This is a genomic window from Saccharopolyspora halophila, from assembly GCF_039531955.1.
Taxonomy (GTDB): domain Bacteria; phylum Actinomycetota; class Actinomycetes; order Mycobacteriales; family Pseudonocardiaceae; genus Saccharopolyspora; species Saccharopolyspora halophila.
Window position 1 is genome coordinate 256703 of sequence record NZ_BAAARA010000007.1, and the last position, 23006, is coordinate 279708.

Annotated in this window: 19 protein-coding genes; 9 read left to right on the top strand and 10 right to left on the bottom strand. The window is 70.2% G+C overall.

What is annotated here, in order from left to right:
• The first annotated feature begins 78 nt into the window (after window positions 1-78).
• The 5 genes from ABD289_RS12290 (at window position 79) to ABD289_RS12310 (ending at window position 8085) form a co-directional block, all read left to right on the top strand.
• Complete coding sequence (locus ABD289_RS12290) at window positions 79-1950, top strand: methylmalonyl-CoA mutase family protein (RefSeq protein ID WP_344130429.1); 1872 nt, start codon at window positions 79-81, stop codon at window positions 1948-1950.
• Complete coding sequence (gene scpA / locus ABD289_RS12295; RefSeq protein ID WP_344130432.1) at window positions 1947-4151, top strand: methylmalonyl-CoA mutase; 2205 nt, start codon at window positions 1947-1949, stop codon at window positions 4149-4151. Before ABD289_RS12290 ends, scpA begins: the two co-directional genes overlap by 4 nt.
• A 118-nt stretch (window positions 4152-4269) precedes the next feature.
• Complete coding sequence (gene meaB / locus ABD289_RS12300) at window positions 4270-5256, top strand: methylmalonyl Co-A mutase-associated GTPase MeaB (RefSeq protein ID WP_344130434.1); 987 nt, start codon at window positions 4270-4272, stop codon at window positions 5254-5256.
• Window positions 5257-5366: 110 nt separating this feature from the next.
• Complete coding sequence (locus ABD289_RS12305) at window positions 5367-7436, top strand: ATP-binding protein (protein ID WP_344130436.1); 2070 nt, start codon at window positions 5367-5369, stop codon at window positions 7434-7436.
• 292 nt (window positions 7437-7728) lie between these two features.
• Window positions 7729-8085, top strand: a complete 357-nt coding sequence (locus ABD289_RS12310; RefSeq protein WP_344130439.1) for a GntR family transcriptional regulator — start codon at window positions 7729-7731, stop codon at window positions 8083-8085.
• 39 nt (window positions 8086-8124) lie between these two features.
• Here the strand turns inward: ABD289_RS12310 and ABD289_RS12315 are convergent, their stop codons facing one another.
• From ABD289_RS12315 to ABD289_RS12330, 4 genes are all read right to left on the bottom strand, one after another.
• Window positions 8125-9852, bottom strand: a complete 1728-nt coding sequence (locus ABD289_RS12315) for a putative bifunctional diguanylate cyclase/phosphodiesterase (protein ID WP_344130442.1) — start codon at window positions 9850-9852, stop codon at window positions 8125-8127.
• A gap of 255 nt (window positions 9853-10107) precedes the next feature.
• The gene (locus ABD289_RS12320) at window positions 10108-11013 is read right to left on the bottom strand and encodes an oxidoreductase (protein ID WP_344130445.1); all 906 of its coding nucleotides are present in this window, start codon (window positions 11011-11013) and stop codon (window positions 10108-10110) included.
• Between the two features lie 46 nt (window positions 11014-11059).
• Window positions 11060-11776 carry a M50 family metallopeptidase gene (locus tag ABD289_RS12325; RefSeq protein ID WP_344130448.1) on the bottom strand — a complete coding sequence of 239 codons (717 nt, stop codon included), beginning with the start codon at window positions 11774-11776 and terminating at the stop codon, window positions 11060-11062.
• A 274-nt stretch (window positions 11777-12050) separates the two neighbouring features.
• Window positions 12051-13013, bottom strand: a complete 963-nt coding sequence (locus tag ABD289_RS12330; RefSeq protein WP_344130451.1) for a LacI family DNA-binding transcriptional regulator — start codon at window positions 13011-13013, stop codon at window positions 12051-12053.
• Window positions 13014-13171: 158 nt separating this feature from the next.
• Here ABD289_RS12330 and ABD289_RS12335 point away from each other — a divergent pair, with 158 nt between their 5' ends.
• The gene (locus ABD289_RS12335) at window positions 13172-14680 is read left to right on the top strand and encodes a sugar ABC transporter ATP-binding protein (protein ID WP_344130454.1); all 1509 of its coding nucleotides are present in this window, start codon (window positions 13172-13174) and stop codon (window positions 14678-14680) included.
• Window positions 14673-16613 carry an ABC transporter permease/substrate-binding protein gene (locus ABD289_RS12340; RefSeq protein ID WP_344130457.1) on the top strand — a complete coding sequence of 647 codons (1941 nt, stop codon included), beginning with the start codon at window positions 14673-14675 and terminating at the stop codon, window positions 16611-16613. Before ABD289_RS12335 ends, ABD289_RS12340 begins: the two co-directional genes overlap by 8 nt.
• A 49-nt stretch (window positions 16614-16662) precedes the next feature.
• Here ABD289_RS12340 and ABD289_RS12345 read toward each other — a convergent pair whose 3' ends face one another.
• A complete protein-coding gene (locus tag ABD289_RS12345; RefSeq protein WP_344130460.1) occupies window positions 16663-16845 on the bottom strand; it encodes a DUF397 domain-containing protein in 183 nt (60 codons plus the stop codon).
• Complete coding sequence (locus tag ABD289_RS12350; RefSeq protein WP_344130463.1) at window positions 16842-17681, bottom strand: helix-turn-helix domain-containing protein; 840 nt, start codon at window positions 17679-17681, stop codon at window positions 16842-16844. The genes ABD289_RS12345 and ABD289_RS12350 overlap by 4 nt, the downstream gene beginning before the upstream one ends.
• Window positions 17682-17790: 109 nt before the next feature.
• Between ABD289_RS12350 and ABD289_RS12355 the strand changes: the two genes are divergently transcribed.
• Window positions 17791-18096, top strand: a complete 306-nt coding sequence (locus ABD289_RS12355; RefSeq protein WP_344130466.1) for an HC3 family zinc finger protein — start codon at window positions 17791-17793, stop codon at window positions 18094-18096.
• Between the two features lie 116 nt (window positions 18097-18212).
• Here ABD289_RS12355 and ABD289_RS12360 read toward each other — a convergent pair whose 3' ends face one another.
• Window positions 18213-19370 carry an MFS transporter gene (locus tag ABD289_RS12360; protein WP_344130469.1) on the bottom strand — a complete coding sequence of 386 codons (1158 nt, stop codon included), beginning with the start codon at window positions 19368-19370 and terminating at the stop codon, window positions 18213-18215.
• A gap of 157 nt (window positions 19371-19527) precedes the next feature.
• Between ABD289_RS12360 and ABD289_RS12365 the strand changes: the two genes are divergently transcribed.
• Window positions 19528-20169 (top strand): hypothetical protein, encoded by a 642-nt coding sequence (locus tag ABD289_RS12365; protein WP_344130472.1) that lies wholly within the window; start codon window positions 19528-19530, stop codon window positions 20167-20169.
• A gap of 307 nt (window positions 20170-20476) precedes the next feature.
• Here ABD289_RS12365 and ABD289_RS12370 read toward each other — a convergent pair whose 3' ends face one another.
• The 3 genes from ABD289_RS12370 to ABD289_RS12380 form a co-directional block, all read right to left on the bottom strand.
• Entirely contained in the window at window positions 20477-21790 is a 1314-nt protein-coding gene (locus tag ABD289_RS12370; RefSeq protein ID WP_344130475.1) for a M20 family metallopeptidase, read from the bottom strand.
• 22 nt (window positions 21791-21812) lie between these two features.
• Window positions 21813-22586 (bottom strand): EI24 domain-containing protein, encoded by a 774-nt coding sequence (locus ABD289_RS12375; protein ID WP_344130478.1) that lies wholly within the window; start codon window positions 22584-22586, stop codon window positions 21813-21815.
• A gap of 161 nt (window positions 22587-22747) precedes the next feature.
• On the bottom strand, window positions 22748-22957 hold the full coding sequence (locus ABD289_RS12380; protein ID WP_344130481.1) for a hypothetical protein: 210 nt from the start codon (window positions 22955-22957) through the stop codon (window positions 22748-22750).
• Between the last annotated feature and the right edge of the window lie 49 nt (window positions 22958-23006).

Sequence of the window (23006 nt, forward strand, 5' to 3'; positions counted from 1 at the left end):
GCCGGTGGGGCGGGGTTGCGACGGGGCTCACAGCTGTGATCGGTTTCGCCCACTGGCTGGCGGCTTACCATTCTGGCCATGGTGGCGCACTCAACGTCGAGCGGCGGCAAGCCCGAGCTCGCCCTGGCCGCGGAGTTCGACGAACCGACCCGCGAGCAGTGGAGGGCCCAGGTTCAGCAGGCCCTGAAACGATCCGGACTGATCGGCGAACAGCCACCGGACGGCCCGATCGAGGACGTGCTGGCCTCCCGGACCTACGACGGCATCCGGATCCACCCGCTCTACACATCCGCGTCCGCGGACGGCGGAGTGCCCGGGTCAGCTCCGTTCGTGCGGGGCAGCAGCCCGCTGGGCAGCGCCGCCGAGGGCTGGCAGGTCCGGCAGCTGCACGAGCACCCGGACCCCACCGAGACCAACCGCGAGGTGCTGGCCGACCTGCACAACGGCGTCGGCTCGCTGTGGCTGCGGCTGGGCTCCGGCGGCATCGCCATCGACGCGCTCGCCGACGCCCTCAACGGCGTGCACCTGGACATGATCAGCGTGGCGCTGGACACCGACGCGGACTTCGCCGAGGCCGCCGAGGCCTTCCTGGCCCTGGCCGCCGAGCGGGGCGTGCCCGCCGGCGAACTGCGCGGCAACCTCGGCGCCGACCCGCTGGGCGTGCGGGCCCGCACCGGACGACCCGGCGACAACGCGGCCGCGATCGCCCTCGCCCGCCGCTGCGCGGCCGAGTTCCCCCAGCTCACCGCCATCGTCGTCGACGCGCTCCCGTACCACCGAGCAGGCGGTTCGGACGCCCAGGAGCTGGGTTGCTCGCTGGCGGTGGCCACGACCTACCTGCGCGAGCTCACCGCCGCCGGACTGGACATCGACACCGCCGCGTCGCAGCTCGAATTCCGCTACGCAACCACCGCCGACCAGTTCCTGACCATCGCCAAGCTGCGCGCGGCGCGGCGGCTGTGGGAGCAGGTGACCCGCTCCTGCGGCGCGGGCGAGCAGGCGCGGGCGCAGACCCAGCACGCCGTGACCTCGCCCGCGATGCTCACCCGCCGCGACCCGTGGGTGAACCTGCTCCGCGGCACGATCGCGACCTTCGCCGCCGGCGTCGGTGGTGCGCAGTCGGTGACCACGCTGCCGTTCGACGCGGCCGCGGGCCTGCCGGACGAGTTCGCCCGGCGGATCGCGCGCAACACCCAGTCGCTGCTGCTCGACGAGTCGCACCTGGCGCAGGTGATCGACCCCGCGGGCGGCTCCTACTACGTGGAGTCGCTGACCGATGAGCTCGCCCGCGCCGCCTGGGAGTGGTTCCAGCGCATCGAAGCCGCGGGAGGGCTGCCCGCCGCGCTGGATTCCGGGTTGATCGCCGAAGAGCTCGACGCCACCTGGCGACGCCGCCGCGACGCCATCGCGGACCGCTCCGACGCGCTCACCGGGGTCAGCGAGTTCCCGGACCTCGACGAGGAACCGCTGCAGCGCACGCCGGCTCCCGCGCGCCCGGCCGGTGGCCTGCCGGTGCACCGCTACGCCGAGGACTACGAGGCGCTGCGCGACGCGGCCGATCAGCACCGGACCGAGACCGGTTCGCGGCCAACGGTCTTCCTGGCGACCCTGGGCCCGCTCGCGAAGTACAACGCGCGAGCCTCCTTCGCCCGCAACCTGTTCGCGGCGGGCGGGATCGACGCCGCGGAGGCAGGCGCCACCGAGGACACCGACCAGGTGCTGGCCGCCTACACCGGATCCGCGGTGGTGTGCCTGTGCTCGAGCGATTCGGTCTACGCCGAGCGGGCCGCCGAGACCGCGAGCGCGCTCAAGCGCGCGGGTGCGAAGACCGTGCTGCTGGCGGGCAAGCCGGGTGAGCCGCTGGAGAGCGTGGACGGCTACGTCCACGCGGGCGGTGATGCGCTGACCGTGCTGGAAGACGTCCACGCCGAGCTGGGAGTCCGACGATGACGCAGATCCCGAACTTCGCCGAGATCGGCCTCGAATCACCCCAACCGGTCGGCGAGGACCGCTGGCAGAGCGAGGTGCGCGCCGCCACCGGCAAGGACGTCGACGCGCTGACCTGGGAGGCCCCCGAGGGAATCGGGGTCAAGCCGCTCTACACCGAGTCCGATGTGGACGGCCTGGACTTCCTGAACACCTACCCGGGCGTGGTGCCGTTCCTGCGCGGGCCCTACTCGACGATGTACGTCAACCAGCCGTGGACGGTGCGGCAGTACGCGGGCTTCTCCACCGCGGCGGCCTCCAACGCCTTCTACCGCCGCAACCTCGCCGCCGGGCAGAAGGGCCTGTCGGTGGCCTTCGACCTGGCCACCCACCGCGGCTACGACTCCGACCACCCGCGGGTGTCCGGCGACGTCGGCATGGCGGGCGTGGCCATCGACTCCATCTACGACATGCGCCAGCTCTTCGACGGCATCCCGCTGGACCGGATGAGCGTGTCGATGACCATGAACGGCGCGGTGCTGCCGGTGATGGCGCTCTACATCGTCGCCGCCGAGGAGCAGGGCGTCGCGCCCGAGCAGTTGGCCGGGACCATCCAGAACGACATCCTCAAGGAGTTCATGGTCCGCAACACCTACATCTACCCGCCGCAGCCGTCGATGCGGATCATCTCGGACATCTTCGCCTACACCAGCCGGAAGATGCCGAAGTTCAACTCCATCTCGATCTCCGGCTACCACATCCAGGAGGCCGGGGCCACCGCCGACCTCGAGCTCGCCTACACGCTGGCCGACGGCGTGGAATACCTGCGCGCCGGGCGCCAGGCGGGACTCGACATCGACGCGTTCGCACCCCGGTTGTCGTTCTTCTGGGGAATCGGCATGAACTTCGCGATGGAGGTCGCGAAGCTCCGCGCCGCGCGCCTGCTCTGGTCCAAGCTGGTCAAGAAGTTCGACCCGCAGAACTCGAAATCGCTTTCCCTGCGCACTCATTCGCAGACCTCCGGCTGGTCGCTGACCGCGCAGGACGTCTACAACAACGTGGTGCGCACCTGCGTGGAGGCGATGGCCGCGACCCAGGGCCACACCCAGTCGCTGCACACCAACGCCCTCGACGAGGCGCTGGCGCTGCCCACCGACTTCTCGGCGCGCATCGCCCGCAACACCCAGCTCGTGCTGCAGCAGGAGTCGGGCACCACCCGGGTCGTCGACCCGTGGGGCGGCAGCCACTACATCGAACGACTCACCCAGGACCTCGCCGAGCGAGCCTGGGCGCACCTCACCGAGGTCGAGGACGCCGGCGGCATGGCCCAGGCCATCGACGCGGGCATCCCGAAGATGCGCATCGAGGAGTCCGCCGCGCGCACCCAGGCGCGCATCGACTCCGGCCGCCAGCCGCTCATCGGCGTGAACAAGTACCGCTTCGACGGCGACGAGCAGATCGACGTGCTCAAGGTCGACAACGCCGACGTGCGCGCCCAGCAGCTGGACAAGCTCCGCAGGCTGCGCGAGGAGCGCGACCAGGGGGCCTGCGAGGACGCGCTGCGCAAGCTCACCGCCGCGGCCGAGGCCTCGATGTCCGACGAGCGCCCGGACGACCTCGAGCACAACCTCCTGACGCTGGCCGTCGACGCGGCGCGCGCCAAGGCCACGGTCGGCGAGATCTCCGACGCGCTGGAGAAGGTCTTCGGCCGCCACTCCGGGCAGATCCGTACCATCACCGGTGTGTACCGGGAGGAATCCGGCCCGTCCGACCAGCTCGAATCCGCTCGTCAGCAGGTCGAGGAGTTCGCCGAGGCCGAAGGGCGGCGCCCGCGCATCCTGGTGGCCAAGATGGGCCAGGACGGCCACGACCGCGGTCAGAAGGTCATCTCCACCGCCTTCGCCGATCTCGGGTTCGACGTCGACGTGGGCCCGCTGTTCCAGACCCCGGCCGAGGTCGCCCGCCAGGCGGCCGAGTCCGACGTGCACGTCGTCGGCGTCTCCAGCCTCGCCGCCGGGCACCTCACGCTGGTGCCCGCGCTGCGCGACGAGCTGGCCGCCGTCGGCCGCGACGACGTGATGATCGTCGTGGGCGGCGTCATCCCGCCCGCCGACTTCGACGCCCTCCGCCAGGCGGGCGCGAGCGCGATCTTCCCGCCCGGCACGGTGATCGCCGACGCCGCGAGCGGGCTGCTGGCCGAACTCCGGACGCGGCTCGAGCACTGAAGGCTCGGCCCGTGACCCGAATTCCGCGAGGTGCCGAACCGACCCGGGCGATCGAAGGACCCGTGCCGGGTTCGGCCACCCGCCCCGCTGAGCACGACGAGCTCGGAGACAGGTTCTGATGCCCCGACGGATCGACATCGACGAGTACGCCAAGGGGGTCCTGGAGGGCTCGCGAACCAAGCTGGCGCAGGCGATCACGCTGGTGGAGTCCACCAACGCCGGGCATCGCGCACAGGCCCAGCGACTGCTCGGCGAGCTGCTGCCGCACAGCGGTGGTGCGCACCGGGTCGGCATCACCGGCGTGCCCGGGGTGGGCAAGTCGACGTTCATCGAAGCGCTCGGCTCGACGCTCACCGAAGCCGGCCATCGCGTCGCGGTGCTCGCGGTGGACCCGTCGTCGACGCGCAGCGGCGGCAGCATCCTCGGCGACAAGACCCGGATGGGCAGACTCGCCTCGGACCCGTCGGCGTTCGTGCGGCCCTCTCCGTCGGCGGGCACGCTCGGCGGAGTCGCCCGCGCCACCCGCGAGACGATCCTGCTGATGGAGGCCGCGGGCTACGACGTGGTGCTGGTCGAAACCGTGGGCGTCGGCCAGTCCGAGGTGACCGTGGCGGGAATGGTGGACTGCTTCCTGCTGCTGTCGCTGGCGCGCACCGGCGACCAGCTGCAGGGCATCAAGAAGGGCGTCCTCGAACTCGCCGACGTGATCGCGGTCAACAAGGCCGACGGCGAGCACGCCACCGAGGCCAAGAAGGCCGCGCGCGAGCTGCGCAGCGCCCTGCGGCTGCTCACCCCGGCCAGCCCCTCGTGGACTCCCCCCGTGCTGACCTGCAGCGGCCTGCACGGGCTCGGTCTGGACGCGGTGTGGGAGCAGATCCAGCAGCACCACACCACGCTGTCCGAATCCGGTGAACTCGCCGCCAAGCGCAGTCGCCAGCAGGTCGAGTGGACCTGGTCGCTGGTCCGCGAGCAGCTGATGGCCGAACTCACCCAGCACCCCGGTGTGCAGGCGATCGTCGACGACGTCGAATCCCGGGTCCGCGAAGGCGATCTCACGGCCGGACTGGCGGCCACCCGCCTGTTGGAGGCGTTCCGGCAGAGCTGATCGCCGTCCTCGACTGCTGCAGACGGGGCAACATCGCCCGTTCCGGGAACTTCGTCCTCCCGGACGGCGTCTCATGGATCGGTTGAACGCCGAAGCCGTGGGAGACAGCCGTGAGCAACGACTTCACCGGAAGCGCCACCAACGTCGTGCAGGCCGAGCACATCAGCGGGGGCGTGCACTTCCACCAGGCGCCCGAGCGCGACCTCCCGGTCCCCCGGCAGCTCCCGCCGCGCATCACGCACTTCACCAACCGCGTCGGCATTCAGACCCAACTGAATTCGTGGCTCGACGAGACCGGTGACGACCGAGCCGGGCTGATCACCGGCTCCGGCGGCGTCGGCAAGAGCTCGCTGACCACGTACTGGGCCTACCGGGTGCGGGAGCGCTTCCCCGACGGCGATCTCTTCCTGGATCTGCGCGGGTACCACGATCGCGGCAGGCTCAGCGCCGACGAGGCGCTGGAGCAGCTGCTGCGCTCGCTGGGCGTGACCGGCGAGGACCTGGCCCTGGACACCGAGGCGAAGGCCGCGCTGTATCGGTCGTTGCTGCACGGCCGCCGTATGCTGATCGTGCTCGACAACGCGGTGACGGCCGAACAGGTCCGGCCGTTGCTGCCCGGCTCGCCGACCTGCCGCGTGCTGGTCACCAGCCGCAACCTGCTGGCGAGCCTGACCGCCAGGGAAGGAGCCCACCGGATGCCGCTGGACGTGCTGTCCCCGGAGCACGCGATCGAACTGCTGCGCAGCACCACCGGCGCGGACCGGATCGACGTCGAGCCCGAAGCCGCCGCCGAGCTCGCCCGCTACTGCGGACATCTGCCGCTGGCCCTGCGGATCGCCGCCGAACGCCTGGTCGCCGAGGCGCACCTCGGCGTCGCCGAGCTGGTCGAGGAACTCGCCGACGAGCGCGCGCGATTGGACGCACTGTCCACGGAGGACGAATCGAACGCGGTGCGCGCCGTGCTGTCCTGGTCGTATCGCAACCTGCCCGCCGAGTCCGCGCGCCTGTTCCGCCTGCTGGGCCTGACCGGAGCGCCCGACATCGGTCTGGAGGCCGCCGCGGCGCTGGCGGACCTGCCGCGCGCCAAGACGCGTCGGTTGCTGAGCGATCTGACCGGTGCGCACCTGCTCGACGAGCACCGGGCCCGGCGCTACCGCTTCCACGACCTGACCGCGCTGTACGCGTCCGAATGCGCCGAGCACGACGAGCCCGCCGAGGAGCGCGACGCGGCGGTGCGGCGGTTGCTCTCCTGGTACCTGCACACCACGATCACCGCTTCCTGGCGGGCGGCACCGGAATTCAGCCGCATCCCGATGCGAACCCCGGAGCAGGCGGGCGAGGTGCCCGATTTCCCCGACCGTCCGAGCGCGCTGCGCTGGTACGACGAGGAACGGGAGAACCTGCTGGCCGCCGTGCGGCTGGCCGCCGACCGCGGCGAGCACCTGCACGCCTGGCAGCTGCCCACGAGTCTCTTCGGATTCCTGCTCGTGCGCTGGCCCTTGGCGGACTGGATGGAGACGCACCGCATCGGCCTGGCCGCTGCCCGGGAGCTGGACGATCCGCAGGCCGAGGCTTGGATGCTGACCTGCACGGCCATCGCCCGCCGGAGCTTGCGGGACAACGAAACCGCGCTGGCCGAACTGCAACGAGCCATCGAGCTGTGGCAGCGCACCGGACCGGCCTGGGCGCACGCGTGGGCGTTGCGCGATCTCGGTGAGCTGCATTTCAAGATGGGCCGCGACGCGGAGGCCGACGAGGTCCTGGAGCGCGCTCTGGCGGCGCACGTCGAGCTCGGCGACGACTACGGCGAGGCCACCACGCTCGCGGTGCTGGCCAAGGCCGAACACCGGCTCGGCCAGCACGACGAGGCGCTGCGCCACCTGCAGCGCACCCTCGAACTCCGGCGCGCCCACGACGATTCCCGCAACGAGGCGAGCTGCCTGCACCACATCGGGCGGGTGCTGGGTGCGCTCGGGCGCACCGACGAAGCGCACGAGCACCTGGAGCGCGCGCTGGAACTGCACCGGCGGTTGGAGTTCGGCCTCGGCGAGGCCGAAGCGCGCGAGTTCCTCGGCGAGCTGCTGCAGGCCTCCGGCAGGTCCGACGAGGCCCGCGAGCAACTGCGCCTGGCCGCTCAGCGCTACGACGAGATGGGCGTTCCCCACGAACTCGCGGGTTGAGGGGGCCTTGCAGCATGCGGTGCGGGACTCAACTCGCGCTGCGCGGGGTCGCAGACGTCACCGGGCGAGGACAGCCGCGATACCGCGCACCGGCTACTCGAGGAGCGGATCCCGCAGCCGCACGGCGCGTCAGGTTCCGCCACCCGCACCGCCACGAAAGCCCCGAGCTGAAGTATCTCCCAAGCACCGGAGGCTCCGCCACGCCGAAGCAACTCCCCCGAGACCACTCCTCGCGCGCTCTCGGCGATACTGAGCGGGTCAGCCGCGACCGCGCTATCCGGGACGGTGCCCCATGCGGATCCACGTCGACCCGAACTCCGACGTACCGCCCTTCGAACAGATTCGCTCGACCATCGCCGAGCAGATCTCCTCGGGCGAGCTCGCGGTGGGCACCAAGCTGCCCACCGTGCGCGCCCTGGCGACCGAACTCGGCGTCGCGCCGAACACGGCGGCAAAGGCCTACCGCGAACTCGAACAGGTCGGACTGCTGGAAACGCGCGGGCGCGCGGGGACTTTCGTCAGCGACGCGGGAAATCAGGCCGCTGCCCGCGCGGCCGAGGCGGCCGCCTACTACGCGCAGGTCACGCGCGCGCTGGGCGTCTCGCGGAGCGAAGCGCTGGCGATCGTGCAAGCGGCGCTGAAGGCCTGAGGACCGGCGAAACCACCAGCAGCACCGGTTCGCGGGCGCTCAGAACAGGCGTTCCGGCACCTCGAACGCGTGCAGCGGTTCCCCGAAGCACGGCCCTTCGGCCACCTCGCAGCCCATCTCGCGCCAATGCGCTGCCTGGTGGTCGGTTTCCAGCCCGGGCACCCAGATCCGCGTGCCGCAGGAGCGAATCAGCGGCACCAGGGATCGCATGGCGTCCACCTCGGCCGACTCGGCGAACTCCGCCTCGTGGACCAGCCGCACCACGTCCGCGGCGAGGCGCGCTGACTCGATCGGGAGCTCGCGCAGCAATCGCAGCTCCACCGGGGAGGCGCGGAAGTCGTGCAGCGCGACGTGCACCCGGTTTCCGAGATTGCGGACGTTCTCCATTGATTCGTCGTCGCCGGTGATCGCCGAGACGGGAACGGAGAGCCGCAGCCAGTGCGGCTCCAGCTCGCCACCGGCGAGCAGATCCCGCACCGCGGCCGCCAGGTCGGGATCCCCGGCCTGGCTCGGGCTCAGGGCGACCGAGAGCCGCACCCGGTGCCCCTCGCGGTGCCATTCGGCGAGCTGGCGCCACGCGGTGCGCAGCACCCAGTCCCGCAGCGCCAACGCGACGCCGGAGCGCTCCGCGAGCCGCTGGCACTGGCCGTGCTCGATGACTCGGTCGTCATCGGTGTCCCAGCGGAGTTCGGCCTGCAAACCGGCGAGTTCCCCGTCGTCCAAGCCCAGCTGGGGGCGGTAGACCACGTCGAACTCGCCCATCTCGAGCCCGCCGGGCATCACCGCGGCGAGCCTCGCCTCGATGCGCTCCTCGGGCGCGCCGTCCGGATCGAACAGCTCCCACTGCCGCTTGCCGGCGGCCTCCGCGCGCCGCAGGGCGACGTCGGCGGACCACAGGAGATCATCGGTCCGCGCCTCACCCACCCGGCGGTGCACCACGCCGATGCTGGCCGTGGCCGCGATGCCACGACCGGAGAGGTAGACCGGTTCGGCGAGCAGATCGTTGATCTCGCGAACGAGATCGGGAACCCGCGGAGTGCCGTGCTGCTCCCACAGCAGCACCGCGAACTCGGTGCCGCCGAACCGGGCGACGATGGACTCCTCGTTCTCGAGCAGCTGCTCGAGCCTGCGGGCCACGGTCTTGATCAGCTTGTCGCCCGCCTGGTAACCGAGACCGTCGTTGATCAGCTCGAAACCGTCCAGGCCGAGGTGGTACAGCGCAACCCGGGAAGCCGGCGGCAGCTTCACCAGCGCGGTTTCCAGGCGGCTCCGGAAGAACTGCCGGTTGGGTAGGCCGGTCAGCGCGTCGTGCAGCGCCTGGTGCTGGAACCGCTCCTGCAGCAGGTGCAGCTCGGTGATGTCCTCGACCATCGTCACGACGTCGGTGGGCGAACCCGCGCCGTCCCGCAGCACCGTCGCGCACAGGTAGACCCAGACCTCTGCCCCGTCGGCGCGCACCAACCGCCTGCGATCGCCGATCCGCTTGGCGTCCGGCTCGTCGATCAGCTCGCGGTAGGCGGCCGAGAGGTGGTCGGCGTCCTCGGGGTGGAAGACGTCGTGGACGGTCTTCTCGAGCAACTCCTCGGCCGAGAAGCCGAGCAGCCGCTCCAGCGCGGGGTTGACCCGCACCAGACGTCCCCCGGTGTCGCTGAACGCGATGCCGATCGGGCTGGCCGCGAACACCTCGTCGAAGCGCGCCTGCACGATCCCGGGCGCTACCGCGTAGGAACCTCCCGCGACCGCGCCCTCGGCTTCTGCCTCGGCCATTCCAACCCGTTCGTCGAATCCGGCGCCACGGGAACGGTAACCCTGCGCGGCCACGGCTCCCATCGGGCATCCCGGCGAGCGGGGGCGCACCCGGCTCCCGCTTCCGAACGCGCCCCGCTCGCCGGATTCATCGGTCCCGTCGGCCCTCAGGTCACTCGGCGACATCGACCGACCACGCAACTCATAGCACCTCGAACCGACCCGTTCGATCAACGGTGGCGGTCGGGCGCACGACGACGAGGTTGCGAGCGGTTTTCAGTGCCCGGCCGACTCGAGGCTCTCGCCGTCGGCGACCAGCGCGTCCAGTTCGGCGATCTCGTCGTCGCCCAGCGCCAGGACGGCCGCGGCCGTGTTCTCGTCGAGGTGGGTCAGCGACGAGGTACCCGGGATGAGCAGGACGTTCGGCGAACGACGCAGCAGCCAGGCGAGGGAGACCTGCGCCTGCGTCGCCCGGTGGTTTTCGGCGATCTTGTTCAGCAGCTCGTGCTCGCGCGCGTAGCTGTCGGCGAAGCCCGAGCCCAGCGGGAAGAACGGCACGAACGACACGCCCAGCTCGGCGGTGCGGGCCAGCAGATCGGCCGAGGTCCGGTTGACCACGTTGTAGAGGTTCTGCACCGAGACGATCTCGGCGTGCTCGCGCCCCCGCTCGAACTGCTCGAGAGACACGTTCGACATCCCGATACCGCGCACCAGGCCCTGCTCCTGGAGTTCGGTCAGGGCGCCGAGCTGATCGGCCAGCGGGATGGACGTGTCCCCCTCGTGCAGCCGCAGGTTGACCAGGTCGATGCTGTCGACCTTGAGCCTGCGCAAGTTGTCGTGCACCGCGGAGCGCAGCGCGTCCGGGTGCTGCGCGGGCAACCAGTTGCCCTTGTCGTCGCGGCAGGCGCCGATCTTGGTGGCCAGCGCGAGATCGTCGCTGTAGGGGTGGAGGGCCTCTGCGATGAGTTCGTTGACCACCCACGGCCCGTAGAAGTCGCTGGTGTCGATGTGGTCGATGCCGAGCTCGACGGCGCGGCGCAGGATCTGAATCGCCCTGTCCCGATCGGCGGGCGGACCGAACACGCCCGGACCGGCAAGTTGCATCGCGCCGAATCCGACTCGGTGCACCCGCCGTTCGGAGCTCAGCGGGAACACGCCACCTAAGGAATTCGCAGTCGTCACGACGCGATGCTGCGGCAAAACGCGGATTTCGGCAAGGAGTTCCGCGTCATACCTGCGGCATCAGCAGCAGCCAGTAGCCGCCCACCACGAGCGCTGCGATCCCGATGAGGAACCAGCCGAACAGCCAGGCGCCACCGGGTATCCGGGTGAGCCGGGCGAGCTGGTCGGCGTCGGAATCACCTGCTCGCCTGCGAGCGCGCTTGCGGCTGAGCTCGGTGATCGGGCGCAGTCCGCCGATGAGCAGGAACCAGCACAGCAGCGCACCGCACAGCGCCTGCCAGGCCGGGGTCGCGAACCAGGACACCAGGAACAGCGCACCGCCGGTGACCAGAACGGAGACCACGCCGAAGGCGTTGCGCACGGCCAGCAGCACGGCCACCAGCAGCGCGACACCGCCCCACAGCATCTGCCGCGCGAGGTCGGCGTTGACCAGCCACGCCCCACCGAGACCGAGCAGCGAGACCGCCGGATACCCGGCGAGCAGCGTGCAGACCATGCCCGGCCCGTGCGACTTGCCGGTGGAGACGGTCAGCCCCGAGGTGTCGGAGTGCAGCCGGATCCCGTTGAGCTTGCGCCCGCTGAGCAGCGCCACCACGGCGTGCCCGCCCTCGTGCGCGATCGTCACGATGTTGCGCAGCGGCAACCAGCTGGTCCGGTTGAGCACCAGCAGGAGCGCGATCAACCCCGCGACCAGCGAGGCGAGGTTCCCCGAGTCCATCAACCGCGCGGTGTACTCCCGCACCAATCCGTCCACAGCAGACACCCGGGCCTCGTCGACAACAGGACCCAACCACCCTATCCGGTGATCCCCACACCCCACCGCGGCCCGGACCCGCGACAGTTTTGCCTAAAACTGTGGCACTCCGGAGCCCGAAATGTCCGGAAAGTTCCAGGGGTCCTTGCGGTATGCGGCGGAGCCGCTGTTTCAGGTGTGGGACTCAGCCGGCGCCGCCGCGGGTTCTGACGCGGCGCGTCAGGTTCCGCCACCCGCACCGCCACGCAAGCCCCACGCTGAATATCTCCTCAGGCAAAAACTGTCAGGCCGAGCTCCGGATTTGGAGGGTGGGCTTGATCGCCGTGCGGCGTGTGGCCGGTTTCCCGCCGGCGAGGTGCTCGTGCAGCACCCGGACCGCCTCGGCGGCGATCTCGGCCTGGGGTTGGCGGACGGTGGTCAGGGCGGGTTGTGACAGCTCGGCGTAGGGGATGTCGTCGAAGCCGGTCACGCGCACGTCCTCGGGGACGCCGACGCCCTGACGGGACAGCTCGGCCAGCACGCCGAGGGCGATGCTGTCGTTGCCGCAGACCACGACTTCGGGAAGGCCGTCGGCGAGCAACCGGCGGGCAGCCGTCTCGCCCCATTCCTTGCTGAAGTCGCCGAGCAGCACCTCTCCCCCGCCGACCGCGCGGCGATAGCCCTCCAGGCGCGACTGCGCGGCGGAGTCGGTGGGCTCGGAGCCCACGTAGACCGTGCGCCCGGCGCCCAGATGGCGGACGAGCTCGTGCATGCCCGACTCGTTGTCCACCCCGACCCAGCTGCCGTCGAAACCGTCGACCCGCAGGTCCAGCTGCACCACCGGGATCCGCGCGGCCGCTGCGGCCAGCGCCTCGCCGCTGCGTTCGCGATGGCACGGGATGAGCAGCAGCGCGTCCACGCGCCGGTCCAGCAGGGCCTGCACCTGACGGCGCTCCACCTCGGGCCGGTAGTCGGAGTTGGCCAGCAGGAGGCTGCGCTTGCCGTCCTGCAGCTGCTTCTCCACTTCTTCCACCAGCGTGGCGAAGAAGGGATTGCCGATGCGCGGCACGACCATGCCGATCGTGTGCGTGGTCCGGCTGCGCAGCGAGGCTGCCACCACGTTGGGCTCGTACCCGAGCTCGCTCGCCGCCGCGACGACGTTGTCCCGGTTGGCCTGCCGCACGCCGCGCTGACCGGACAGCGCCCTCGACGCGGTCGCGACCGAGACACCTGCCCGCGCCGCGACGTCGTGAATGGTGACGTCCACGCACTTCCCCTTCGTCGGTTGGGCGATCGGATTGTAATCGGTTTCCGTCACATTTCCGGGATAACTAATCGATTCAGTGTGCTCGAATGTCCGGCAACACGGAAACCGATTACACCCATACATCCCTACACCCCTGCTCAACGATGAGTGGAGCCGCGATGACCGACGAAGGGCGCCTGGAGCTGATCGGGGTCGGCAAGACCTATCCGGGCGTGCGCGCGCTGGACGAGGTCGACTTCGACCTGCGGCCAGGTGAGGTGCACGTGCTGCTCGGCGAGAACGGCGCGGGCAAGAGCACGCTGATCAAGATGATGGCCGGGGTGCACCGCTCGGACACCGGTGAGATCCGGGTGGACGGACGGGTCGTGCGGTTCAACGGCCCCGAGGACGCCGAGAAGCTGGGCATCGCCACCATCCACCAGGAGATGGCCCTGGTCCCGCAGCTGACCGTCGCCGAGAACATCTACCTGGGACGCCCGCCGCGCCGGTTCGGCGTGCTCGATCGCGCCGCACTGCGCCGCGACGCCCGCGCGATCCTGGACCGGATGGGCCTGTCCCTGGACGTGGACGCGGTCGTCGGCGAGCTGGGCGTGGCGCAGCGGCAGCTGGTGGAGATCGCCAAGGCGCTCAGCCTGAACACCCGATTCCTGATCATGGACGAACCCACCGCGGTGCTCAGCCGCTCCGAGGTGGACCGGCTGTTCAGCCTGGTGCGCGAGCTGACCGCGCAGGGTGTCGGCGTCGTGTTCATCTCGCACCTGCTCGGCGAGGTCGCCGAGATCGGCGATCGGGTCAGCGTGCTGCGCGACGGCGCGAAGGTCGGCGAACGACCCGCCGGCACCGACCCGGACGAGCTGGTGCGGCTGATGGTCGGCCGCACCGTGGACGCCCAGTACCCGCCGCGCGAGGCCGAGATCGGCGAGGAGCGCCTGCGGGTGCGCGGACTGACCGCGCGCGGTCTGCTCGAGGACATCTCGTTCACCGCCCGCGCCGGTGAGGTCGTCGGCATCGGCGGCCTGGTCGGCGCTGGCCGCACCGAACTGGTGCGCGCCCTGTTCGGCGCCGACCGCTACGACGCCGGCGAGGTGGTGGTCGACGGCCGCCGGATCCCGCCGGGCGACATCGCCGCCGCCCGCGCTGCCGGGCTCGCCCTGGTCCCGGAGGACCGCGGCGGTCAAGGTCTGGTCCTCGGCGCCTCGGTGGCGGAAAACCTGGGCATGGCGACGCTTTCGGACAACACCCGGGGCGGCCTGGTCGATCTGGGCAGGCAGCGCGAACGCGCCGCCGAGTCGGTCCGGCGACTGGGAATCCGCGTCGCCGGACTGGACCAGCCCGCGCTGACCCTCTCCGGCGGGAACCAGCAGAAGATCGTCATCGGCAAGTGGCTGCAGGCGCAGCCGAGCGTGCTGATCCTCGACGAGCCCACCCGCGGCATCGACGTCGGGGCGCGCGCCGAGATCTACGAACTCATCAACGAACTCGCCCGCGCGGGCAACACCGTGCTGGTCGTCTCCAGCGACCTGCCGGAACTGCTCGGCCTCAGCGACCGAGTGCTGGTCATGGCCGACGGACGGCTGCGCGGTGAACTCGACGGTGCCGAGGCGACCCAGGAGCGCGTGCTCGCGCTGGCGGTCTCGGCCGACTCCGAAGGGAACGACGATGCCTGACAACGAGGTCGGCGCCGGAACCCGGTTGCGGTCGGCGCTGGGCCGGGCCGGTGGTCCGCTCGGCGGCCTGGTGGTGCTGGTGGTGCTGCTCTCGCTGCTATCGCCCGACTTCCTGACCCCGAACAACCTGCTCAACGTCGGCGTGCAGGCGTCGGTGGTGGCGATCCTCGCGTTCGGTCTGACGTTCGTGATCGTCAGCGGCGGCATCGACCTGTCGGTCGGCAGCGTCGCGGGTCTGGCCGGGATCGTGGCCGGATGGGCGGCGAACTCGCTGGGATTGCCGCTGTGGCTGGCGATTCCGATCGGCTTGGGCTCGGGTGCGCTGGCCGGTCTGGCCTCGGGTGCGCTGGTCACCGCCGGTCGGGTGCCGCCGTTCATCGCCACGCTGGCGATGCTGTCGGTGGCGCGCGGTCTGGCGCTGGTGGTCGCCGACGGACGACCGATCTCGATGGACGGCTGGATCGGCCGCATCGGCAGCGGCGAGCTCTTCGGCGTGCTGCCGTACCCGGTGCTGATCATGCTGGTGATCGGTCTGCTCACGGCCTTCGTGCTGCGCCGCACCTACGCGGGCCGCGCGATGTACGCGATCGGCGGCAACGCGGAGGCGGCCCGCCTGTCGGGCATCAAGGTCACCCGCCAGAAGCTGCTGGTCTACGCGCTGTCCGGTCTGTTCGCCGCGGTGGCGGGCATCCTGCTCGCGGCCCGGCTGGCCTCGGCGCAGCCGGAGGCGGGCACCGGCTACGAACTGGACGCCATCGCGGCCGTGGTCATCGGTGGCGCGAGCTTGGCGGGCGGTGTCGGTTCGGCGCTGGGCACCTTCGTCGGCGCCCTGGTGCTGGCGGTGCTGCGCAACGGCCTGAACCTGCTGGACGTCTCGGCGTTCTGGCAGCAGGTCGTGATCGGCCTGGTGATCGCGGCGGCGGTGCTGTTCGACACGCTGCGCCAGCGTCGCCGCAGCGGACGCAGAACCCCGGTGCTGCGCACGCCCGCGGTGCGCCGCGCGATCGCCGCCGGAACCGCGCTGATCGTGGTGGCCGCGGGCTGGGCGGTCTACCAGCGCCAGCAGGCCGCCGACACCGGCAAGCCGGAGATCGCCATGTCGGTCTCGACGCTGAACAACCCGTTCTTCGTGGACCTGCGCGCGGGCGCCGAGGCGGAGGCCGACCGGCTCGGCGTGGACCTGCGGGTCACCGACGCCTCGGAGGATTCTTCCCAGCAGGCCAACGCGGTGCAGAACGCCATCGCGCAGAACTCGGACGCGATCATCGTCAACCCGGTCGACTCGGACGCGATCGTGCCGTCGGTGAAGGCCGCCAACGAAGCGGGCATCCCGCTCGTCGGTGTGGACCGCGCCCCCAGCGCGGGAACGGTGGTCACCACCGTGGCCTCGGACAACGTCGAGGGCGGCCGGATGGCAGCGCGGAGCCTGGTCGAGCAGGTCGGGTCCGGCCCGGTCGCGGTGCTGGAGGGCGAGCCGGGAACCTCGGCGGCCCGGGAACGCGGCAAGGGCTTCACCGAGGAGATCGCCAAGCACCCGCAGATCGAGGTCGTGGCCTCGCAGCCTGCCGACTTCGACCGCACCAAGGCCCTGGACACGATGCAGAACATCCTGCAAGCCCACCCGGATGTCCGAGGCGTGTTCGCGGCCAACGACGAGATGGCCCTCGGCGCGGTCAAGGCGCTGGGCGCCCGCGCGGGCGAGGACGTCAAGGTCGTCGGCTTCGACGGCACCCCGGAGGGCCTGACCGCGGTCGAGTCCGGCCAGATCAACGCCGACATCGCCCAGCAGCCCAAGCTCCTGGGCAAGGCGGCGGTGCAGAAGGCGGTGGAGGCGGCCCGCACCGGCGACATCGGCCCGGGCGAGACGACCAACATCCCGGTCCAGGCGGTGACCAGGGGAACCTTGGAAGCATTCCGAGCCGCCAACCGATGAAGTGACAGGAAGGTTCCCTTGCTCGCGCGTGAGCAAGGGAACCTTCCTGTCAGTCCTCCAGCCTCTGAACGAAGGCATCCCAATGCCTGCGCGAGAACACCAACGTCCCGCCCTCGCGATCCTTGGTGTCGCGCACTCCGACCAGCTCAGATCCCGGAGCGACCTCGACACAGTCGCCTTGGACGCCGCTGTGACTGGACTTTCGCCAGTTCCCTAATCGGGACAACTTCATGCCTCGCTTTCGTACCGCTCCTGATACTCGCTCAGTATCTCCCGTGAAGCGGCCTGACCCGAGGCCTGAGCGCGCAAACGTTCGAGGGCATCCGAGAAAAGCGCGACATCGTCGTGATCATCGATGAAGGCGCCTGAACTACGCCCTTCCATATAGACGATCGGGCGAGACCTGACGAACTCGTAGACAACGAACGTCCCGCTCAGCCCCGCATGAGCACCGTGCTTGAGCGGTAGCACCCGAATCTCGACGTTGTCGGCGGCGCTGACCGAGACGACATGACGTAGCTGTTCAGCCATCACGCGGCCATTGCCGACCGGTCGAAGTAGCGCCGTCTCGTCGATGAAGGCCGTGAGACTTGCCGGATCTTTCCTCGTCAGCACACCCTGCCGGACCTGGCGGATCGAGATGTGATCGTCCAGCTCATCCGCAGGCATGCCTCCACGTTCCATGACCTCGCGCGTGTAAGCACGGGTCTGCAGAAGCCCGGGGATCATGTTCAACGCAACGTTCGTAATCCGAACCGCCCGCTGCTCCGCGTCGATGAGCGCGGTCAGCTGCTCCGGCAAATCGCGTCCCAGCTCCCACCAGGCCGGCTGGCCGATCTCGCGAGCCATCTTCAGCAGCCGGTCGCGGTCGGACCCCGTCACGCGCAGCACCGCGAGGATCGCCGAGACATCCGACTCGGTAATGCCCTGCTTGGCGTTCTCCACCCGAGAGACCTTCGCCTCGGACCACCCGAGCTGGTTGCCCACCAAACGCATGGACAAACCCACTTCATTCCGCGCGGCACGAAGTTCCTTCGCCAGTGCACGAGCACGCGATGAGTTCGACACGCGATGACCTTACAAGCGATAACCACCTAGTTCATACACTCAATCGTGGATCTTGCAAGGCTTGCACTCACGCGGGACGCTCGCCAGACCAACAACTGGGGAGGCAACGATGCCCGCGAACCTCACCTACGTCTGGCGGCCGATAACCGGCGGTCGCCACGCGTTCCCGATCGACAACACCAGGCTGGACACCGACGAGGAAGCCACCGCCTACTGCGGCGCGGCGACGCTCGCCCAAAACCTCCACGAGACAACAGAACTCGCCTGGATCATGGAGCCGACCTGCATGGACTGCTGGCAGCACTTGGCAGCCAAGCTCACGGACTGTGGAGACATTTCAGTTCGGGGTTTGCGTGGCGGTGCGGGGAGCGGAACCTCAGACGCCGCCGGGCTGCGGGATCCGCTCCTTGAGTAGCGGCCTACGCGGCGTCGCGGCTGTCCTCGCCCGGCGACGTCCGAGAACCCGCCGCGGTGCCGGCTGAGTTCCACACCGCATGCGGCTCCGCCGCATACTGAAAGGACGCCTTAGCGTCATCGGTTCGCGCTCACCCGCTCGGCCCGGGCCCGCATCAGGCGGGCCGACGTCAGCACCAGGAAGCCGCAGCAGGCGCTCAGCGCGGGAGCGGTGAAAGCCGCTTCGAGACTGAGGTGTTCCAGTGCGGTGCCCGCCAGGCTGGTTCCGATGGCGTTGCCCATGACGAAAATCGTGACCAACCAGGCGAACGCCTCGGTCGTCGTACCTGCGGGGACGACATCGCCGATCACGGCGAACACGCAGGCCAGGGCGGGAGCCAGGCAGATGCCGCTGAGAACCGCCAACGGCAGGAACAGGGCGGGCGACGGGGTGAAGGCCAGCGGCACGTACCCGAGCGCCAGACCGAGCATGAGCCAGGTCAGGCGCGACTGCGCGCTGCCCGGCCAGTCGCGCGCACCGTAGACCAGACCGCCGATCAGGGCACCGAACGCGTTGGCGCCCAGGATGATTCCCGACAGCGCCGCCGAGTGCCGCGCCTCCGCGTAGGCCACGGCCAGGATGTTGAGCATGCCGATGGTCCCGCCGACGAACACGAAGGCCAGCAGGACGTACCGCAGCGTCGACGATCGCAGCGGACCGAGCCAGTCGGCTGCGCGGCGCTCCGCACGCCAGCTGCGAGTAGGCGGAGCGGCTAGGAACCCGAGCGTTCCGATCGCCGCGAGCACACCGGTCACCACCACCGCGCCCGAGGTGCCCAGCGCGCTGACGAAGGCGACCACGAGCAGCGGGCCGGCCACGAAGATCACTTCCTGCAGCGCGGCGTCCAACGCGTAGGCCGCGCTGACCGCACGCGGACTGTCCAGCACGTACGGCCACAACGAACGCAGGCAGGGTTCCAGCGGTGGGGTGAACAAACCCGCGATCACGATCGAGAGCGCCGCGACCGCCACTTGCTCGCGGCTGGTCACGGACAACGTGAGGAAACCCGCCGTCGATGCCGCGGCGCTGCCGAGGAGCACCCGGGTCTGGCCGTGCAGATCGACGAACCGTCCGAGCACGGGACCGCCCACTGCGGTCGCGAGACCGTAGAGGGCGGCCAGGAGGCCGACAACCGCGTAGTCGAATCCCTGCGCTCGCAGGAACAGCGCCACCACCAGCGGGCCCATGCCGTTGGGCAGCCGCCCGACGATGTTCGTCGAGACCAAGTGCTTCACGTGTCGCTGCCGAAGGCACTCGGCGTACGCCCGCATCCCACTCCCCCAGCAGCCGAATCGGTCGATCGGTTGATCAGCCTCGCAACGCGCGAAAACCCGCGCCAGAGATCGAACGGGTGAAGACGTTCACCCGCGCATGGCGGCTACTTTGGCGAACGTGAACCCATATCGTGACACCGAATACCTCGAGCTCGTGCGAGATCTCGTTCCCCGCACGATGGGCGTCGTGCAGGGGAAAGGAGCGACCGTCTCCGGCGTCGTGCGCCCGGAACGGGACTCGACGTGGGTCGGCGTCACCCCGCACAACCAGCTCGGGTGGCGCTACGCCCTTCGGATCCCTCGGTTCGAGCCGGCACCGACCGCCCACGACGTCGTGCTGGTGCTGCGCCGGGCCGAATCCGTCCGCAACCACAACCGGCCTCGGTTCGACGCGCTGCCCGTCGTCGGCGACCTCCACGGGGCGCCGCTGCTGGACGCCGCCGACCTCGTCGACGACCCGACGCTGGACATGACCATCGACACCTTCCGAAGCCTGCTGATCTCCGCAACAGGTGGCCCCACACCGCTACCCGCCGAGGGCCGACCGCGGCTGGCCGGTTTTTCCTGGTTCGATCCCGACTACATCCGGATCTACACCGCGGCCCCGGACGGCGACGTCGTCGGAATCGACGTGGATCCGGCCGCCACCCCGGAGGGACTGGGCCAGGCGATGCACCACGGCGCGAACCTTCCCGAGCACCACGGCGCACCACCCGCGGACGACCCGTTCGCGGACACCGTCCTGGCCGCGGCGCGGTAGCGGAGCGCGAAAGCCGGCAGCACTCGTCCAGGCCCGCATCAGATCAGCGAGACACCGCAAAACCGCCGGAAGCCCACGATGATCTGTCCCGACCGAATACCAGCAGAACTCCGATGCAGATCACCGTGGCGCCCGCCCGACAAACCGCACTGGCCATGCGCCCCACCCCACGACCGCAGATCTCGATCGGACGAGTTTCGTCACTCAACCGAACTAGGCACGCCCGAAAACCCTCGAAAACGCGACCCCGAATTCCAGGGAATTCCGTACCCAGATTTCCAGGGAATTCGGATTCGGGGTGGGTGGGTTAGGTGAAGTAGGTGGGGACGTCGAGGGGGCCTCCTTGGGAGTGGAACTCCTTCTGGACCGCTGCGCGGAGGGTTTCATCCGATAGGTAGTCCACTGTGGTCATCGCCAGGCCGATGGCACCGTCGATCACCGCCCGATCGCCCGCTTCCGAAACCGCTGCTGCGGCGAACTCCTCGGTGTGCAGGGAGAGGTTGGCGTCCCCGAGGCCGATCATCGGATGGATGGACGGCACGCGGTAGCTGATGTTGCCCAGGTCCGTGGAGCCCGTGAGGTACTCCGGGACCACTCCGCGGGGCAGCGAGGTCCGGCCGCGGGCCTGCTGGTGACGGGCCCAGTGGGCGGCGAGGGCTTCGTTGTGCCGGATCGGCAGGTAGGCCGGGTTGTCGTCCCAGCGCAGCTCCACACCGCAGCCGGTCATCCGCGCGGCGCCTTCAGCGATCGACTCGATGCGACCCGCCAGATCCCGCAGCGACTCCGGCTCCGGCGAGCGAGCGTAGAACAGCATCGCAGCGCGGTCCGGCACCACGTTGGGGCGCTTGCCGCCATCGGTGATCACCCCGTGCACGCGATCGGTGGAGGGAATGTGCTGGCGCATCGCCGCGATGCCCTGGTAAGCCGACACCGCCGCGTCCAGCGCGTTGCGACCCATGAACGGCTGCGCCGAGGCGTGTGCCGCCACGCCGCGGAAGACGATCTCGACCTGGCGGCGTCCCAGGAACGGGTGGGTGGCGATGTCGTGCGAGAACGGGTGCAGCATCACCACCGCGTCCACGTCGTCGAAAAGTCCTGCGCGGGCGAGGTGCTCCTTGCCACCACCGCCTTCCTCGGCCGGGGTGCCGAACAGGCTCACCCGCCCGCCCGTGCGCTCGACAGCACCGGCCGCGGCCAGGAACCCGCCGACTCCGGCCGAGCAGATGATGTTGTGCCCGCAGCCGTGCCCGATTCCCGGCAGCGCGTCGTACTCGGCCAGCACCGCCACGTGCGGACCGCCCGAGCCCGTCGTGGCGCGCAGCGCCGTGGCCAGACCGCCGACTCCGACCTCGGTCTCGTGACCGTGCCGTCCCAGCAGTTCGGCGACCTCGCCGGCCGAGCGGTGCTCGGCGAAGGCTTCCTCCGGGTGCTCGTGGAGGTCGTGGCTGAGCGCGAGCAGGTCCTCCGCGTGCTGGGTCACCCACTGCTCGGCGCCGGCGAGCGAGGTCTCCGAGGCACCGGTGAACTCCGAGCGGATCGGCTCGGCGGAGGCAACCGCCCTCTCCGTCGCCGCGGCAACGGATCGCAGGTAGGAGTCGTCGGGCTGTGCGGGCTTGGTCACGCCCCGACTCTAGGCGCCGGAATTAGCCGCCGGAATACCGCGGAGCAACGACACCTTTCCGGGTGTCGAGAACGCGGTGCGCCAGCATCGTCCCGCCGACCACCGCCGCCGGGATCACCACCAGCTGCAACACCGGGACCAGGCACAACAGGTAAGCCGGCAGTCCGAAGCCGAGCACCATCGCGCGGTGCTCGCGCAACCTGCGGTGGCGCTCGCCGAAGGGGAGCCCGCGCCTGCCGAACACCAGCCCGACCATCTCCAGGCTGATCACCCATGCGCCGAACAACGCGCCCAGCACCAGTGCGGCGATCTGCCCGGCCACCGGGATCAGTCCGATCAGGAAGAGCAGGATCGCCCCGGGCAGCGCGATCGCGAGCAGCTTGATCGAGTCCCGGATCCCTCGGGCCAGTTGCCGGGTGAAGCCCGCGCCATCACCGGAGGTGTCCAGTTCGAGTTGCTCCTCGGCGTGCTCGGCGATGGTCTCGTAGAACGGTCCACCGATGAGCAGGGTGAGCGCGATGAACGACAGCACGCCGAGCAGCCCCACGGCGCCGACCAGCGCGATGGCCAGCAGCACCCGCAGCGCCTGCCGGGCGAACTCGGCCCAGCCGTCGGCGAACGGGGTCAACCAGGACACCAGGTCCGGGCTGAAGTAGATCAGCGTGCCCAGGCAGCCCAGCAGCAGCACGGCGCTGAGCAGGGCCGGGACGGCGCCCAGCAACAGATGTTTCGGACTGCGCAGCAGGACTGCGAAGCCGGTTCCGAGAAAGCGGGCACCGCTGGCGAACGACTTCATCCCCTCCACCGTAGCCCGAGTCGATCTCGGCCGGGTCCCTAACGGGTCCTTTCGGCGCGCGGCGGTGCGGGACGCAGGTCGCTGCCCAGGTCGCGGATCCCGCAGCCCGACGGCGTCCGAGTTCCGCTACCCGCACCACGCACCCCGAGCTGGGATATCCCCTAACGCACCACCCGGTGCCGGTTGAGGTGCCGGGCCTGGCGGGGCAGCCGGGTCGGCGTGCGGCGCTCCCGGCGGTCCTCGCGCTGCTGGGCGTAGAGCTCCAGCAGCAGCACGTCCGGGTTCTCCCCCACGTAGCTGCGCCAGAGCAGCTGCAGCAGCTCGTCCTCGGCGAGGGACCAGCGTCGGCCGAACACGTCGTCGTCGGACATGACTCCTCCAACGGTCGCCCAGGGTGCGCGGACGATTACTGCGCGCACC

Bases quoted from the DNA above. Each gene is read 5' to 3' on its own strand.
- ABD289_RS12380 (WP_344130481.1), bottom strand. From the start codon at position 22,957: ATGTCCGACGACGACGTGTTCGGCCGACGCTGGTCCCTCGCCGAGGAC.
- ABD289_RS12340 (WP_344130457.1), top strand. From the start codon at position 14,673: ATGCCTGACAACGAGGTCGGCGCCGGAACCCGGTTGCGGTCGGCGCTG.
- ABD289_RS12345 (WP_344130460.1), bottom strand. From the start codon at position 16,845: ATGAAGTTGTCCCGATTAGGGAACTGGCGAAAGTCCAGTCACAGCGGC.
- meaB (WP_344130434.1), top strand. From the start codon at position 4,270: ATGCCCCGACGGATCGACATCGACGAGTACGCCAAGGGGGTCCTGGAG.
- ABD289_RS12335 (WP_344130454.1), top strand. From the start codon at position 13,172: ATGACCGACGAAGGGCGCCTGGAGCTGATCGGGGTCGGCAAGACCTAT.
- ABD289_RS12355 (WP_344130466.1), top strand. From the start codon at position 17,791: ATGCCCGCGAACCTCACCTACGTCTGGCGGCCGATAACCGGCGGTCGC.
- ABD289_RS12290 (WP_344130429.1), top strand. From the start codon at position 79: ATGGTGGCGCACTCAACGTCGAGCGGCGGCAAGCCCGAGCTCGCCCTG.
- scpA (WP_344130432.1), top strand. From the start codon at position 1,947: ATGACGCAGATCCCGAACTTCGCCGAGATCGGCCTCGAATCACCCCAA.
- ABD289_RS12315 (WP_344130442.1), bottom strand. From the start codon at position 9,852: ATGGCCGAGGCAGAAGCCGAGGGCGCGGTCGCGGGAGGTTCCTACGCG.
- ABD289_RS12310 (WP_344130439.1), top strand. From the start codon at position 7,729: ATGCGGATCCACGTCGACCCGAACTCCGACGTACCGCCCTTCGAACAG.
- ABD289_RS12375 (WP_344130478.1), bottom strand. From the start codon at position 22,586: ATGAAGTCGTTCGCCAGCGGTGCCCGCTTTCTCGGAACCGGCTTCGCA.